The sequence below is a fragment of the Acinetobacter sp. 797_lipA genome, assembly GCF_058243025.1.
Genome location: NZ_JBZAYQ010000002.1, coordinates 51,126 through 64,419 on the forward strand (window position 1 = coordinate 51,126; position 13,294 = coordinate 64,419).

General features: G+C 50.4%; 16 protein-coding genes and 2 pseudogenes. 9 read left to right on the forward strand and 9 right to left on the reverse strand.

Features of this window, described 5'->3' with window-relative positions:
- Positions 1-47: 47 nt before the first annotated feature.
- The 5 genes and pseudogenes from yfdX2 to AC4CU2_RS17745 all read left to right on the forward strand — a co-directional run bounded on the left by yfdX2 (position 48) and on the right by AC4CU2_RS17745 (position 4,684).
- Complete coding sequence (gene yfdX2 / locus AC4CU2_RS17725; RefSeq protein WP_004637119.1) at positions 48-935, forward strand: heat resistance protein YfdX2; 888 nt, start codon at positions 48-50, stop codon at positions 933-935.
- 96 nt (positions 936-1,031) lie between these two features.
- Positions 1,032-1,643 (forward strand): heat resistance membrane protein HdeD-GI, encoded by a 612-nt coding sequence (gene hdeD-GI, locus AC4CU2_RS17730; protein WP_004637118.1) that lies wholly within the window; start codon positions 1,032-1,034, stop codon positions 1,641-1,643.
- Between the two features lie 85 nt (positions 1,644-1,728).
- The gene (locus tag AC4CU2_RS17735) at positions 1,729-2,874 is read left to right on the forward strand and encodes a hypothetical protein (protein WP_004637117.1); all 1,146 of its coding nucleotides are present in this window, start codon (positions 1,729-1,731) and stop codon (positions 2,872-2,874) included.
- Positions 2,864-3,513 (forward strand): annotated as a pseudogene (locus tag AC4CU2_RS17740) (M48 family metalloprotease). Before AC4CU2_RS17735 ends, AC4CU2_RS17740 begins: the two are co-directional and overlap by 11 nt.
- Positions 3,514-3,532: 19 nt before the next feature.
- Complete coding sequence (locus AC4CU2_RS17745) at positions 3,533-4,684, forward strand: S1C family serine protease (protein ID WP_004637115.1); 1,152 nt, start codon at positions 3,533-3,535, stop codon at positions 4,682-4,684.
- 322 nt (positions 4,685-5,006) lie between these two features.
- Here AC4CU2_RS17745 and AC4CU2_RS17750 read toward each other — a convergent pair whose 3' ends face one another.
- From AC4CU2_RS17750 to AC4CU2_RS17775, 6 genes are all read right to left on the reverse strand, one after another.
- The gene (locus AC4CU2_RS17750) at positions 5,007-5,318 is read right to left on the reverse strand and encodes a cation:proton antiporter domain-containing protein (RefSeq protein ID WP_004637114.1); all 312 of its coding nucleotides are present in this window, start codon (positions 5,316-5,318) and stop codon (positions 5,007-5,009) included.
- Between the two features lie 5 nt (positions 5,319-5,323).
- A complete protein-coding gene (locus tag AC4CU2_RS17755) occupies positions 5,324-5,902 on the reverse strand; it encodes an NADH dehydrogenase ubiquinone Fe-S protein 4 (protein WP_004637113.1) in 579 nt (192 codons plus the stop codon).
- Complete coding sequence (locus AC4CU2_RS17760; protein ID WP_004733147.1) at positions 5,886-6,569, reverse strand: hypothetical protein; 684 nt, start codon at positions 6,567-6,569, stop codon at positions 5,886-5,888. Before AC4CU2_RS17760 ends, AC4CU2_RS17755 begins: the two co-directional genes overlap by 17 nt.
- 201 nt (positions 6,570-6,770) lie before the next feature.
- Complete coding sequence (locus AC4CU2_RS17765) at positions 6,771-7,682, reverse strand: mechanosensitive ion channel family protein (protein ID WP_004733146.1); 912 nt, start codon at positions 7,680-7,682, stop codon at positions 6,771-6,773.
- Positions 7,679-8,476 carry an HdeD family acid-resistance protein gene (locus AC4CU2_RS17770; RefSeq protein ID WP_490769273.1) on the reverse strand — a complete coding sequence of 266 codons (798 nt, stop codon included), beginning with the start codon at positions 8,474-8,476 and terminating at the stop codon, positions 7,679-7,681. The genes AC4CU2_RS17765 and AC4CU2_RS17770 overlap by 4 nt, the downstream gene beginning before the upstream one ends.
- Positions 8,477-8,809: 333 nt before the next feature.
- Positions 8,810-9,514 carry an IS6 family transposase gene (locus AC4CU2_RS17775; protein WP_032490696.1) on the reverse strand — a complete coding sequence of 235 codons (705 nt, stop codon included), beginning with the start codon at positions 9,512-9,514 and terminating at the stop codon, positions 8,810-8,812.
- 49 nt (positions 9,515-9,563) lie between these two features.
- Between AC4CU2_RS17775 and AC4CU2_RS17780 the strand changes: the two genes are divergently transcribed.
- Positions 9,564-9,872 carry a type II toxin-antitoxin system RelE/ParE family toxin gene (locus AC4CU2_RS17780; protein WP_490769274.1) on the forward strand — a complete coding sequence of 103 codons (309 nt, stop codon included), beginning with the start codon at positions 9,564-9,566 and terminating at the stop codon, positions 9,870-9,872.
- The gene (locus AC4CU2_RS17785; RefSeq protein ID WP_001140620.1) at positions 9,865-10,167 is read left to right on the forward strand and encodes a helix-turn-helix domain-containing protein; all 303 of its coding nucleotides are present in this window, start codon (positions 9,865-9,867) and stop codon (positions 10,165-10,167) included. The genes AC4CU2_RS17780 and AC4CU2_RS17785 overlap by 8 nt, the downstream gene beginning before the upstream one ends.
- Before the next feature lie 41 nt (positions 10,168-10,208).
- Here the strand turns inward: AC4CU2_RS17785 and AC4CU2_RS17790 are convergent.
- Both AC4CU2_RS17790 and cadR read right to left on the reverse strand, forming a co-directional pair.
- Positions 10,209-10,370 (reverse strand): annotated as a pseudogene (locus AC4CU2_RS17790) (IS6 family transposase); the annotation flags it as partial.
- Between the two features lie 93 nt (positions 10,371-10,463).
- Positions 10,464-10,856 carry a Cd(II)/Pb(II)-responsive transcriptional regulator gene (gene cadR / locus AC4CU2_RS17795; protein ID WP_490769275.1) on the reverse strand — a complete coding sequence of 131 codons (393 nt, stop codon included), beginning with the start codon at positions 10,854-10,856 and terminating at the stop codon, positions 10,464-10,466.
- A 90-nt stretch (positions 10,857-10,946) separates the two neighbouring features.
- Between cadR and AC4CU2_RS17800 the strand changes: the two genes are divergently transcribed.
- Complete coding sequence (locus AC4CU2_RS17800) at positions 10,947-12,227, forward strand: cation efflux transmembrane domain-containing protein (RefSeq protein WP_005253114.1); 1,281 nt, start codon at positions 10,947-10,949, stop codon at positions 12,225-12,227.
- A gap of 63 nt (positions 12,228-12,290) precedes the next feature.
- A complete protein-coding gene (locus AC4CU2_RS17805; RefSeq protein WP_001067784.1) occupies positions 12,291-12,995 on the forward strand; it encodes an IS6-like element IS1006 family transposase in 705 nt (234 codons plus the stop codon).
- 66 nt (positions 12,996-13,061) lie between these two features.
- Here the strand turns inward: AC4CU2_RS17805 and AC4CU2_RS17810 are convergent, their stop codons facing one another.
- Complete coding sequence (locus tag AC4CU2_RS17810) at positions 13,062-13,274, reverse strand: DUF3330 domain-containing protein (protein WP_000993245.1); 213 nt, start codon at positions 13,272-13,274, stop codon at positions 13,062-13,064.
- Between the last annotated feature and the right edge of the window lie 20 nt (positions 13,275-13,294).

The window sequence follows — 13,294 nt, forward strand, 5'->3', positions numbered from 1 at the left end:
CCCAATAGATTCGCCTATTTTCACTATCACATACGAGGTATATCACCATGAATGAGCAAACACCGAATCCCAATGCGACGAACGAAGGAATAAACGAACAGGCTGCGGTAAGCAGCCTTCCTGTCAGTCCAGAGGCCAAGCCTGAAGTCGTCACGGAGGTACAGCCTGAGGTTCAGAAGGAAACGGACTCGCAGGCGGCAGACAAACGTAAACAAGTCCTCGATGAGGCCGTCTCGGCCTTGTCGCTGACCAAATCAGCGCTGGCCGCACTTGACGGCAAGGACACTGCACGCGCATTAGCATCGCTGGCCGAAGTGACGGGAAAGCTGGAGCTGATCGTTGCGCGCGAACCCACGCTTGCCCTGGCCCCCGTTGATGTGCGCACCATCGTGCACGACTTGTTCGCCAACACGGAAATCATTGAGGCGATGACCGACGAGGCGCTGGATGCCCTCAAACATGGCGAGGTGCAACAGGCACGTCACGTGCTGGCTTTGCTGGCCAGTGAAATCGTGATCACGGTCACCAACATCCCTCTGGCGTCCTATCCCGCAGTCGTGAAGTCAGTCGTGCCGCTGATCGATCAGGGCAAGATTGAAGAAGCCAAAGCCGCGCTGCAGGCAGCGCTCAGCACGCTGGTCGAGGAGCGCAGCGTGCTTCCGCTGCCCGTCCTGCGTGCGAAGCTGCTCCTGCAGCGCGCCGAGACCTTGGTAGAAGATGGTCAGCGCAGCGAAGCGTCCAATGAGCGCCTGGAGACATTATTGAACGAAGCCCGGCAGCAGTTGGAAATGGCAGAACTGCTGGGCTATGGAAAGAAGAAGGACTTTGAGCCCCTGTATGCTGAACTCAAGAAAGTCAAGCAAAAGACGGCTGGGGGAGGCGGCGGAAAAGGCTGGCTCGATGAAATCAAGGCAAAGCTGTCCAAGTTGTTCTGAAACCGCTGGATAGGGCGTAAGAGGGGCGCGTCGCGCCCCTCTCTTGGCTCAGGAATGTTTGCTTTTTCACCCCATTAGATCTTTGGGAGATATAGCATGAATATAGACACTATCACCGATTCCAGTGCGGATGAGCCCACCAAAACACTGTGTTCATTGACCGAAAATTGGTGGATTTTTGCGTTGCGCGGCGTCTTGGCATTGATTTTTGCAGCCCTCGCGTTCTGGATACCACAATCGGCTCTGTTGGCCATGACCATCATGTTCGGCGCATTTTCCTTGGTCAATGGCGCGTTCAACTTGTTTGCAGCGGTGCGCCATATCCAGAAAAAAGAGCGCTGGGGCTGGCTGCTGTTCAGCGGCATTGTCGGCATACTTACGGGCGTCGTCGTCCTGGTTGCTCCTTGGGTCGCCACGATAGTCTTGGCTTCTTTTTTATGGGCTAGCGTGGGCTTCTGGGCGATTTTCACCGGTGTGCTGGAGATATCCGCCGCCGTTCGGCTGCGTCGGGAAATCAAGGGTGAAATCTGGCTTGCCCTCAGTGGACTGCTCTCGATTATACTTGGCGCTATCGTCTTGTGGATATTTTTTACCCGTCCGGTCGAGTCATTCGTGGCCGCAGGCTGGCTGTTGGGTTTCCATGCGGCAGTCTATGGCGTCACGCTTTTGTTCTTTAGTTGGAGTCTTCGCAAAACGCGCCTGGGGTAAGAGCGTGCCAAACCAAAATCTATATCTATGGATATGAGCATCCTCGATTCATACCTCCATAGAAATGACATCAAAGGAGTCATACATGCAGATGCAATATAGCTATCGAGCTGTCGACAAAGAGTTTCATGAACCATGGCAGAGAGCTTTGGGAAATGCGGTCGAGCGCGACCTCAAGCCATTGCTCGACAAACACACTAAAGATTCAGTGCGACTTCGAATCGTCCTTGATCGCGACAAGACCAAGCGGCAATTTCTGGCCAGTGGCTATATGCACCTGCCCGGCAGAAAGATTGTCAGCGTTACTGCATCACATGACGAGCTGACGCCCCTCGCGCAGATGCTCGCACAGTCGTTGTTCCGTCAGGCCAAGAAGCATTTTGACCGGCTGCATGCTCAGGACCAAATCAAGCGCAAAGCACGACGCAAGCGCTTGCGCGAGCTCAAGGTGCGAATTGCCGCAAAACCCGCGTCAGCCGCCCATGAGGCCAACGTGACCCGAATGCCTCTACTGTCGAAACTTGAGGCTGTCGCAAGGCGTGAGCTGGCTTATCTGCGGGCCGTCGGCGATTTACCGCGCGATTATCCGACGCTGCGCGACGTGGTGGATGAAGCGATTGTCCAAGCTGAGGTGGAATGGCAATCCGTGCCGGAAGAAAAAGCGGCTTACTTCGGTCTTCTGAAACATCTGTTCGCCGTCCTGGATCACGAAGTGGCAAACAGCCGGCAATTTGGCGAATTCGTTTCTCTGGACGCGCCGGTCGAACCGGATGCCCAGGACGTCGCCGAGGCCATGGTGGAAGAGGAAGTCTTCGAATTTTATCAGCCCGATGACACACTCAGGCTTGCCGATATCATCGCTGACAGTCAGCATCCCGATGCCGCAACGATCGCGGAACAGGAGGAGCTAGTTGATCGGTCGAGCGAGTTCGCTTTCGCATTCGACCTGCTGAAGGACATGCCGCGTTTGTGGCGGCGCATTTTTCTGCTTATCCGTGTGGACGGGCTGGATGCCAGCAGCGTCTCTGAGATCCTGCTGATTCCTAGTAAGGAAGATACTGTCCAAAGGTGGCTCATGCAGGCCGAAGCGTTCATCGCTGCTCATTTGGAAGAGGCCGGAGTAAGCAAAGACGGGAACGATTGGCTCCAAGGCGTTGATTGGTCGGCATTGTCTGTGACCCGAAGCGCGGCAGCCTCACTGTGGTCCAAGGAGGCGAACCATGAAGAATGATCTTCACCTCGTCTGCCCGCATGCCAGTCCATCAACCGCGTACCGACTGCGAAGCTATCGGAACATCCCAACTGTGGCCGCTGCCAGCAGCCCTTGTTCACGGGCGAGCCCCGCGAGTTGACCGGCGTGCTCGGCCACGAAATCGCGCATATTGCGAACGAGGATTTGCGTGTCATGGGCCTGGCCGATTCCATCAGCCGGCTCACCCATCTTCTGGCCTTGTTGGGGCAAATCATGCTCCTCTTCAGCCTGCCGGCCTTGCTGTGGGGCACAGTCGCTATCCAGTGGCCGGCGCTGCTGTTGCTGGCCGTTTCGCCGCAGCTCGCGCTGCTGGGTTTGTCGCGGGTGCACGAATTCGACGCCGACCGGCTCACCGCCGAATTGACCGGCGACCCACAGGGATTGGCTTTGGCGCTCGCCAAGATCGAGCGGGAGAGTCGCGCCTGGTTGCTGCCCGGATGGGGCAACCCGGAACCCTCCTGGTTGCGCACGCATCCGGCGACGACAGAGCGCATCCAACGCTTGCGGGAATTGGCTGATTCGATGGCACCGCAACCGCTTCATTCCAGCCCATTTCTGCCGGACATCCCCTTGGCGCCACGCCCACCGCGTTGGCGCGCCAGCGGTGTCTGGCGCTGATTTCAACAAGGAGAATGGCATGACCTACCCCGACCTCAACAGCCGCCCGGCGCCGGACCGATTCATCCGGCGCTGGCTCGTCATCACTGGCTGCATCGCCGCACTCATGCTGCTGTGGCAGTTCTTGCCTGCCATCGAAGCCTGGTTCAGTCCGCGCGAAGCGGCCGAGCGCACGGTGACACCGCGTGGTGATCTGGCGGCAGACGAGCAGACCACCATCCAACTGTTCGAGAAATCGCGCGGGTCGGTGGTTTACATCACCACGGCGCAACTGGTGCGTGACGTCTGGTCGCGCAATGTCTTTTCCGTGCCGCGCGGCACCGGCTCCGGCTTCATCTGGGACGATGCCGGCCACGTGGTGACCAACTTCCACGTCATCCAGGGGGCATCGTCTGCCACGGTCAAACTGGCCGACGGTCGCGATTATCAGGCTGCGCTGGTGGGCGCCAGCCCCGAGCACGACATCGCCGTGCTCAAGATCGGCGTCGGCTTCAAGCGCCCGCCCGCTGTGCCGGTGGGCACCAGTGCCGACCTCAAGGTCGGGCAGAAAGTGTTCGCTATCGGCAATCCCTTCGGATTGGACTGGACGCTCACCACCGGCATCGTCTCGGCGCTCGACCGCACCCTCGACGGCGAAGGGGGCGGGCCTGCCATCGATCACCTGATCCAGACCGACGCCGCTATCAACCCCGGCAACTCCGGCGGCCCGCTGCTCGATTCGGCCGGGCGGCTGATCGGCATCAACACCGCCATCTACAGCCCTTCGGGCGCGTCCGCTGGCATCGGTTTCGCTGTGCCGGTGGATACCGTCATGCGCGTGGTGCCGCAACTCATAAAGACCGGCAAGTACATCCGTCCGGCGCTGGGCATCGAGGTGGATGAGCAGCTCAACGCGCGTCTGCAGGCGCTGACCGGTAGTAAGGGCGTATTCGTATTGCGCGTGACGCCGGGCTCGGTGGCGCACAGGGCCGGGCTCGTCGGCATCAAGGTCACCGCAGGCGGCATCGTGCCCGGCGATCGCGTTATCAGCATCGACGGTATCGCCGTCGACGACGTCACCACATTACAGGCCCGGCTAGACGACAAGAACGTTGGAGATGTTGTGGTCTTGTTAGTGGAGCGGGCCGGCAAGACTCGCGAGATGCTTGTGGAACTACAACCGGGAGTTTGATGGAAAGTGGGTCATGGATCTGCACAGCGAAGCAGTCAAGCTGTTTTTGAGTAATAAAGTTAAATACTAGGTAATAAATAATCATACTTAGTAATAAAGTTTCATACGAATTTTCAAAATAAAGAAGATATATTCATTATTTTCAGTATTTTGTAATTTTGGTATGAAACTTTTTTTATTTTGATAGAATTAAATTTAGACTAGCCCTGCCTATAGTATGATACTTTAATAAATACAATATAATTTTGGAACCAATAAAAACAAATACTTATGCACAACAAAGGATGAAACTTTATTACTCTCATATAGGTGTTTATTCTTCCTATACTCGACCGGATGTTGTGGCGACCTGCAAAAGACCGACACCGAAGATCAGCCGCCGCAGCTCCATCAGCTTGCCAAGCGAGAATTCCAGCCCCAGCATGAACAGCAACAAGATCACGCCCAATTCACCGATAGCGCCAAGGGTTGCTTCACCATCAATAAGCTCGAGACCGTGCGGGCCCAAAGCCATGCCTGCAAGCAAAAACCCAACGATCGAAGGAACACCTAAACGGGAGCATATGGCAACGGCAATGAATGCGCCCGAAATCAGGGTCGCACCCGCAATCAGGAATTCGGCGGTTCCATGCATCGACTTCAGCCCCTTCGCCCGGATACTGTCGTTCCAATCCACGCCGGCGGATCAGAGGCTGGAAAGGACTCGATGGCAGCCTCCAGAACTGGATCGAGAAACTCAGCCTCCGATTTCTGCGGCGTTCCCGTGTTTTCGGATGCGCCGTATCCTTTTGGGAGGTGATGCTCCGACATCGTCGGTTGCCCCATCTGAACCCACCCTTCCTTGGAAGTATCGACCCCGCGATAAAGCTGATGACTGCTTGTGCCCGCCCAAGGGTTTGGTCCGATGCGCCGCGGACGATCTTCACGCACGATATAGCGCCAATCGTTCTTGAGGGCATAGTCGACAGCGCTGTCGCGATCTGGAAATGTCATCCTGATAGGCCGGTAAGGATCCTGAGACGTCGTCCATCCCATCAAGGGCTCAAGGTTCTGCGGGCGTGACGGTTCGAACTCCAGAACCCAGTGTCGGGATCGTGGCGCGGACGTGGCGGCCGCGCGCGCGGGTCGGTAAATGATGGCGGTTGGCACATCATGAGAACGAAGGTTGGTTCCGGGAATTGTTGGTGCGAATGGCGGGCGGTTATGTCCTTGCATCATCTTTCGAATCTCCTTTCTTCTGTTTATTGTTGGCTGCATTTGCGTCTGGCTTGGACTTTGAGTGCTCGATGTCGTCCAGCCGCTCGATCTTGCGTGAGTTCGCCATGATCGTTTCTACAGCCGACCGAAGCGCTTCAGGGTCGTTGTCGCTGCTGATGTCCGAACGCATCGCAATCGTGACTTCAGCTACGGCATGCATCACCTGTTCTGCGTCATTGCCGTTCAACTGGCCATCCTCAAGTCCATCAACAAGCAGATCAAGAACGCGTCGGAACGCTTCGACAACTGGCGCGCTGCCGACAACGGCAAGCTTGTGGCTGATGACCCTGAGTTCATCAATGAGCGCAAAATCATGACGTTCACGCTCCACGATTTCAGCAACCTTTTCGATGACGCGCATATATGTGTCATGCTTTTGTTGAAAAAGAAGAACTTGCCCTTCTTTTCTTAACTCAAGCTCAGTCTGGCGATTGAGGAGCACAGCTGTCAGATAGATAGTGGCAGCTGCACCCAGGAACACTAGGATCATCTCTTGGGCAAAAGGAACGTTTTCACCAACAAAGTATAAGCCGCGGTAGGCTGCGTAACCTACGCCCACTAAAACAATGGAAATTACCAGGTAGGCGACGTCCCTGCCGCGAAAGCTCGTCTTTACCGGTGGCTTCATGGGTTGGCCTTTCTTAATCATGGCTGTCGTTGCCTAGCGAACGGGTGTCAGGGGCAGGTTCGGTCTCCTTTTCGGGTCGCAAGAGAATAGGGGTTGGTCCAGAGCCAAATACATTGAACCCATCCCGCAGACAGCGCTCGAAAATCGTTTCATCCCAGTTCGAGAAATCTCTTTCCACTTCATATGTATATTTTGGCCGTGTCATTGGGCACCAGCCGGAGCTTCGATCCGAAAGGCAGGGGCTTTTCCATCCTTGTCCTGGCCGGCATAAAGCGTCAGATGCGGATAAGGGATTTCGATGCCAAGTTCGTCGAAGCGCTGTTTTATCCTGTGCAGATATTCGCGCCGGATTGACCATTGCTCACCTGGCAAGACCTTGAGGCGAAGACGCAGGATAACCGAAGAGTCACCCAACGTTTCGACCCCAAAGACCTCTGGCTCGGCTAATATTCTCGTTGACCAGGTTGTTTCCGAAGCTAGCTCACGGGCGACACTCTCCATAACGTTCAATGCCTCCTGAAGGTTTTCGCGATAGGCGACACCGACATCGATTACGGCCATCGAATAGTCCGTTGTCTTATTTGTCAGATTGGTGATGGCTCCGTTGGGCACATAGACCACGTCACCATTGAGTTGACGCAGGCGCACATAGCGCAACGTCATCTCTTCGACTTGGCCTGCCACACCGCCAATATCCACGATATCCCCGATGCGGAGTTGCCCTTCCAGCAACAAGACCAAACCCGAAAAATAGTCTTTTATCAGGCTCTGCGCAGCAAACCCCACTGCGATGCCGCTTACCCCCGCAGTCGTCAGGATCGGTGCCACAGAAATGCCAAGGATTGAGAGGGAAATGGTCACGGCCAAGGCCCACACGACCAGCCGACTGACGAAACGGATCAGACGAAAAGATGTTTCAATGCGTTTGACCTCATCTGCAGATCTCTTGGAAGTGCGGGTTCTTTTGCTGATGCGTGTGATGGCCCGCGAAAGCACTGCGGACACGAGCCACGCCACGGTCATGACGAGCACAATCTGTGCAACTGTTTGGGAAACGGAAATAAGGCCGGATAGGAGCTCTGCCTGTGTGACCTGCAAATTCAAAAAATTCATTTATATGCACTCCCTATTATTCTGCAACGAAAGGTCGGCTGGCGCAGCGCTGCTTCTCTTTTTTTAAAGGCAGCCAGGTCCTGTGACGTGCCTGGCCGCCGTTCTCGCGTTTTAAGTGGCTGTAGTTTCGGCCCCAGCGTGTCGTCCGAAGCGCTGACTTTCCGAAGCTTCAATGCCAACAGGATCATGGTTACACCGAAGATTGCGGCATAGACGCCCAACAACCAACCGAGGGCCATAATACTGCCTGCGGGTGTCGTGAACAAGACCCATGTGACGGCAGCGCCAAGCAAGATGGAAATGACACCGCTGAGGACGAGCAACCATTCCCCCTCGATTTCCTTACGGAGCCGAAAGGCCGCGACGATCTCCATCACGCCGGATGTGATCGACCAGAATGCAACCATCGTCCAGAGAAACACGGTTAACACGAGTGTCGCGACGAACGGGCTGACCAGGACGATAAGCCCGGTTGCGATGCCAAGGAGGCCGCTGAAGATCAACCAGCCCCAGCTTTCACCCTGACGCATGTTTTTATAGCGAGACCAAAGCCCCAGTACGCCATCCGCAAAGGAGTAGGCACCAAACACAATGGTCAGTGTTAGGACCGCTTCAGCGGGCATCAGCCATGCCAGGGCGGCAAGAATGACGGCAACGATGCCGCGCCACAGGAAAGCCTTCCAGTCGGCTTGGGAAACAAGTCTTGGAAAACCACACTCTGCGTTGTGATATGGTAGCTCATGAGAAGACCTGTTTGATGTGCAACTGTTTGTTTTGCAACAACATTTTAGCACACAATAGGCCTTCTCATCCTTTGTGTGGTGAATAATTCAGGTTAGGAGTATGAGGGAGCAGAATCACCCGTTTTTCGGACCAAGTTTCCATGCCAAAATGGCAAACACTCCCTCCGGCCAATTTGACGGTGCCAAAAAGATTCGATTTGTCCCCAGGCGCATGGCTGCGGGAGACGCGCCGTGGCTTCTTGGCCGATGCTTTATCTTTCGAAATAGGCATGCTGGGGGTTCCACGTATCACTCGATGGTGCCTCAAGGGAATCATCCAACTGAGTTGTCGCGGCACTGTTGCAAATAGAGATTTGAGTCGATGAAGTTCCTTTTTAAAAGTGCTTAGAGACCGAAAACCCTGTTGATTAGACACACTTCACCTTGAGGCTGACCATAATAAAATGACCATGCTTGTCCTTTACGTAGTGCACGCATGACTTCAATACCTTTAATTGTGGCATAAGCCGTCTTCATAGATTTGAATCCTAATGTGGCCCTGATGATCCGCTTTAACTTACCATGATCACATTCAATGACATTATTTTTATACTTAATCTGCCTGTGCTCAATATCTACTGGACATTTTCCTTCTCGCTTTAACCGTGATAAAGCATGGCCATAGGTCGCTGCTTTATCTGTATTGATGACCCGTGGAATTTGCCATTTTTTCACCGTATTGAAGATCTTTCCTAAAAAACAATAGGCTGATTTACTGTTCCGTCTAGCGGAAAGGTAAAAGTCAATCGTATGACCCCGTTGATCAACTGCACGATACAGGTAAGACCATCGTCCATTCACTTTTACATAGGTTTCATCAATATGCCACGAGCTCAGATCTGTAGGATTACGCCAATACCAGCGTAAACGTTTTTCTATTTCAGGAGCATAACGTTGAACCCAACGGTAAATAGTCGTGTGATCAACATTCACACCCCGTTCGGCCAGCATTTCCTGCAGTTCACGATAGCTAATGCCATATTTACAATACCAGCGCACAGCCCAAAGAATGATTTCGCCCTGAAAATGCCGACCATGGAAAGGATTCATATGCTGCACCTTTAGCTAAAACAGTCTTCAGCTTACCATTCGTGGTTATTTGCAACAGTGCCCACAAGAGAAGGTCCTAGCTGCCCTGGTTGTTCTACAGCAGCAGGGACCGAGTTTAGGCCGTTCTTTAGTAGATACTGTGTATGAGTCTAAATTTACCAATATGAAAGAACTGCGTGTTCAACATCGCGGTAGACCCTTAAGAGCTTTCTTCGCATTTGATCCCTTACGACAGGCTATTGTTCTATGTATTGCTGATAAAGGCGGTAAAAAGCGTTTTTATAAAGACATGCTGGATATTGCAGATGAACAATACCAACTTCATCTCACTACCCAAGGAGATAAATCTAATGGCTAAGACTCTGCAAGAATTGTTAGCTAGCCGCTCTCCAGAGAGCCAAGCCCGTATTCAAAAAATGGCTGATGAATTACTGCTAGAAAATCAGCTTCATCTTATTCGTGAAGAACTCGAAATTTCTCAAAAAGAGCTTGCTGAAACTTTGGGAATAAAACAGCCATCGCTTTCAGCAATAGAAAATCGTGGCAATGATCTTAAGATTTCAACCATGAAAAAGTATGTTGAGGCAATGGGTGGGAAGCTCCGTATTGATGTAGAGCTTCCAACAGGAAAACATATAGGATTCAACGTTTAACAATAAAAATGGGAGCTATAGGCTCCCATTTTTAGATTCGTATAACGTTGAACCCAACGGTAAATAGTCGTGTGATCAACATTCACACCCCGTTCGGCCAGCATTTCCTGCAGTTCACGATAGCTAATGCCATATTTACAATACCAGCGCACAGCCCAAAGAATGATTTCGCCCTGAAAATGCCGACCATGGAAAGGATTCATATGCTGCACCTTTAGCTAAAACAGTCTTCAGCTTACCATTCGTGGTTATTTGCAACAGTGCCGATTTTTTGAAAAAAGCATAGGTCTAGATAATCAAGCTAGATTTTTTAAAACTCCACATTGGTCAATTGTACATAAACCATCACAAGTACCTCTTAAATCAGATAGTTGTTCAATAAGCTTTTGTTGCTTGATTATATTTTCTCTGATAGCACTGACATGTAAGTCAATTAATTCATTCACATCTGAACAATTTTTCTCAGGTTTGTCTTTATAGGTAAGTAATTGACGAATTTCATTCAAACTCATATTTAAAGTTCGGCAATTCAAAATAAACTTAATTCGCTCAACATAGCCTATATCGTAAAGGCGGTAATTTCCTTCCGTTCTTTCGGGTTCCGGAATTAAACCTTCCTTTTCATAAAACCTAATTGTTAATACTGAACATGAGGTTTTTTTAGAGAGTTCACCAATTTTTAAAGGCATTGAGTTGGTATTTCCAAAAAATCTTGACTCTATAGTAACTATAGGGATTCTAATATTCAAAGTTTATAAATTTTTTTAATGGGTATAATTATGAGTGGTTGTGGATGTAGTAAAGAAACACCATGCGAAGATAAGAAATCTCAACAAGAAAATCATCCATCAATTGCAGAAGCAAACAATTCAAAGAATTGTGATAATACGCTTAGCTGTTGTGGTGAAGAGGAAGAAAAAAAATCTTCATCTCCTTGCTGTAACACTTCAAACAGTTGTGAAGATACCGCTCAATCCTGTTGTGGTTCTGATCCCAAAGAAAATTTAAGCACTGAAGACGTTTTAAAAGATTCGCACTACATGAGTGAATACTTAGTTCCCAAAATGGATTGTTCTGCGGAAGAACAGATGGTTCGTATGGCGCTATCTTCAATTGATGGTGTTCAAAAACTCATCTTTGATTTACCTAACCGGTCTTTAAAGGTTCTACATAATCAAAAAGATGAAAATATAACTACCAAACTTGAAGCTTTGGGTTTTGGTGCAAAGCTTGTGAAGACTGAAACTTATATAAGCAATCAACAAGCTAAGCAAACAAGTACCTATACCATTCCTAAAATGGATTGCTCTGCTGAAGAGCAAATGGTCCGTATGGCTCTTGCAGATATTGAAGCAGTTAAAGGTCTTACTTTTGATCTTCCCAATCGAAAACTGAAAGTCTTCCATAATGAAGGGAGTCAGCAAATTACGGCCAAACTTGAAGGACTGGGTTTTGGGGCGAAACTTGATGAAACACAGCTTTCTTCAGGCGATATACCTAATGAACCTGATCCTGTGAGACAAGCTAAAGTACTTAAACTGTTATTAGGCATTAATGCTCTACTTTTCTTTATAGAATTCATCAGCGGAATTATTGCTGCGTCTACAGGATTGATTGCTGATTCTCTAGATATGTTTGCCGATGCAGCCGTTTATGGTATTGCGCTATATGCCGTCGGAAAAGCTGCGAAATATCAAGTGAAAGCAGCCCATTTCGCAGGTTGGATTCAGTTATTACTTGCTGTCATCGTGATTATTGATGTCATTAGACGATTCATGTTTGGAAGCGAGCCAGAATCAACGCTCATGATTGTTATTGGCCTGCTCGCACTTATAGCTAACGTGACATGCTTATATCTTATTTCTGGTCATCGAGAAGATGGCGCACATATGAAAGCCAGTTGGATTTTCTCGGCGAATGACGTTGTCGTAAATATGGGCGTTATATTTGCCGGTGTACTCGTGGCGTGGACGGGATCAGCTTACCCAGACTTAATCATTGGCATCCTGGTTTCTTTATTCGTGCTTAATGGTGCTCGAAAAATTTTGGCTTTGAAGTAAGGGCACTGTTGCAAATAACCACGAATGGTAAGCTGAAGACTGTTTTAGCTAAAGGTGCAGCATATGAATCCTTTCCATGGTCGGCATTTTCAGGGCGAAATCATTCTTTGGGCTGTGCGCTGGTATTGTAAATATGGCATTAGCTATCGTGAACTGCAGGAAATGCTGGCCGAACGGGGTGTGAATGTTGATCACACGACTATTTACCGTTGGGTTCAACGTTATGCTCCTGAAATAGAAAAACGTTTACGCTGGTATTGGCGTAATCCTACAGATCTGAGCTCGTGGCATATTGATGAAACCTATGTAAAAGTGAATGGACGATGGTCTTATCTGTATCGTGCAGTCGATCAACGTGGCGATACCATTGATTTTTATCTTTCTTCTAGACGTAATACCAAATCAGCATATTGTTTTCTTGGAAAAATTTTAAATAATGTGAAGAAGTGGCAAATTCCACAAGTGATCAACACGGATAAAGCACCCACATATGGACGTGCTTTATCACGGTTAAAACGGGAAGGTAAATGTCCACCAGACCTTGAGCACAGGCAGATTAAGTATAAAAATAACGTGATTGAATGTGATCATGGCAAGCTAAAGCGGATCATCAGGGCCACATTAGGATTCAAATCTATGAAGACGGCTTATGCCACAATTAAAGGTATTGAAGTCATGCGTGCACTACGTAAAGGACAAGCATCGTCATTTTATTATGGTCAGCCTCAGGGTGAAGTGTGTCTAATCAACAGGGTTTTCGGTCTCTAAGTACTTTTTAAAGGGAACATCATCGACTCAAATCTCTATTTGCAACAGTGCCATTTGAAGAATGCTTCAATCTGACGGCTGCGAACCGCCAGGGACAGGCGCAATGTCAGATTCTGTCGCGGCCTTGGCGCGTGCCTGGAAGCGTTCATAGCAATCCAGCCCGCAGAAATGTTCGACGTATTCCGCGCCTTCCGGGGTGAAGGCGGCATCGAGCGGAATTTCTTTGCAGCATACGCAGCAGGTGGTGCAACTGGCAGTGTTCGGGGCGTTTGCGTTCATGGTGGTACTCCTCCAGATTG

Excerpts from the sequence above, each read along its gene's own strand:
- yfdX2 (WP_004637119.1), top strand. The coding sequence starts at position 48 with ATGAATGAGCAAACACCGAATCCCAATGCGACGAACGAAGGAATAAAC.
- hdeD-GI (WP_004637118.1), top strand. The coding sequence starts at position 1,032 with ATGAATATAGACACTATCACCGATTCCAGTGCGGATGAGCCCACCAAA.
- AC4CU2_RS17735 (WP_004637117.1), top strand. The coding sequence starts at position 1,729 with ATGCAGATGCAATATAGCTATCGAGCTGTCGACAAAGAGTTTCATGAA.
- AC4CU2_RS17745 (WP_004637115.1), top strand. The coding sequence starts at position 3,533 with ATGACCTACCCCGACCTCAACAGCCGCCCGGCGCCGGACCGATTCATC.
- AC4CU2_RS17750 (WP_004637114.1), bottom strand. The coding sequence starts at position 5,318 with ATGCATGGAACCGCCGAATTCCTGATTGCGGGTGCGACCCTGATTTCG.
- AC4CU2_RS17755 (WP_004637113.1), bottom strand. The coding sequence starts at position 5,902 with ATGATGCAAGGACATAACCGCCCGCCATTCGCACCAACAATTCCCGGA.
- AC4CU2_RS17760 (WP_004733147.1), bottom strand. The coding sequence starts at position 6,569 with ATGAAGCCACCGGTAAAGACGAGCTTTCGCGGCAGGGACGTCGCCTAC.
- AC4CU2_RS17765 (WP_004733146.1), bottom strand. The coding sequence starts at position 7,682 with ATGAATTTTTTGAATTTGCAGGTCACACAGGCAGAGCTCCTATCCGGC.
- AC4CU2_RS17775 (WP_032490696.1), bottom strand. The coding sequence starts at position 9,514 with ATGAATCCTTTCCATGGTCGGCATTTTCAGGGCGAAATCATTCTTTGG.
- AC4CU2_RS17785 (WP_001140620.1), top strand. The coding sequence starts at position 9,865 with ATGGCTAAGACTCTGCAAGAATTGTTAGCTAGCCGCTCTCCAGAGAGC.
- cadR (WP_490769275.1), bottom strand. The coding sequence starts at position 10,856 with ATGCCTTTAAAAATTGGTGAACTCTCTAAAAAAACCTCATGTTCAGTA.
- AC4CU2_RS17800 (WP_005253114.1), top strand. The coding sequence starts at position 10,947 with ATGAGTGGTTGTGGATGTAGTAAAGAAACACCATGCGAAGATAAGAAA.
- AC4CU2_RS17805 (WP_001067784.1), top strand. The coding sequence starts at position 12,291 with ATGAATCCTTTCCATGGTCGGCATTTTCAGGGCGAAATCATTCTTTGG.
- AC4CU2_RS17810 (WP_000993245.1), bottom strand. The coding sequence starts at position 13,274 with ATGAACGCAAACGCCCCGAACACTGCCAGTTGCACCACCTGCTGCGTA.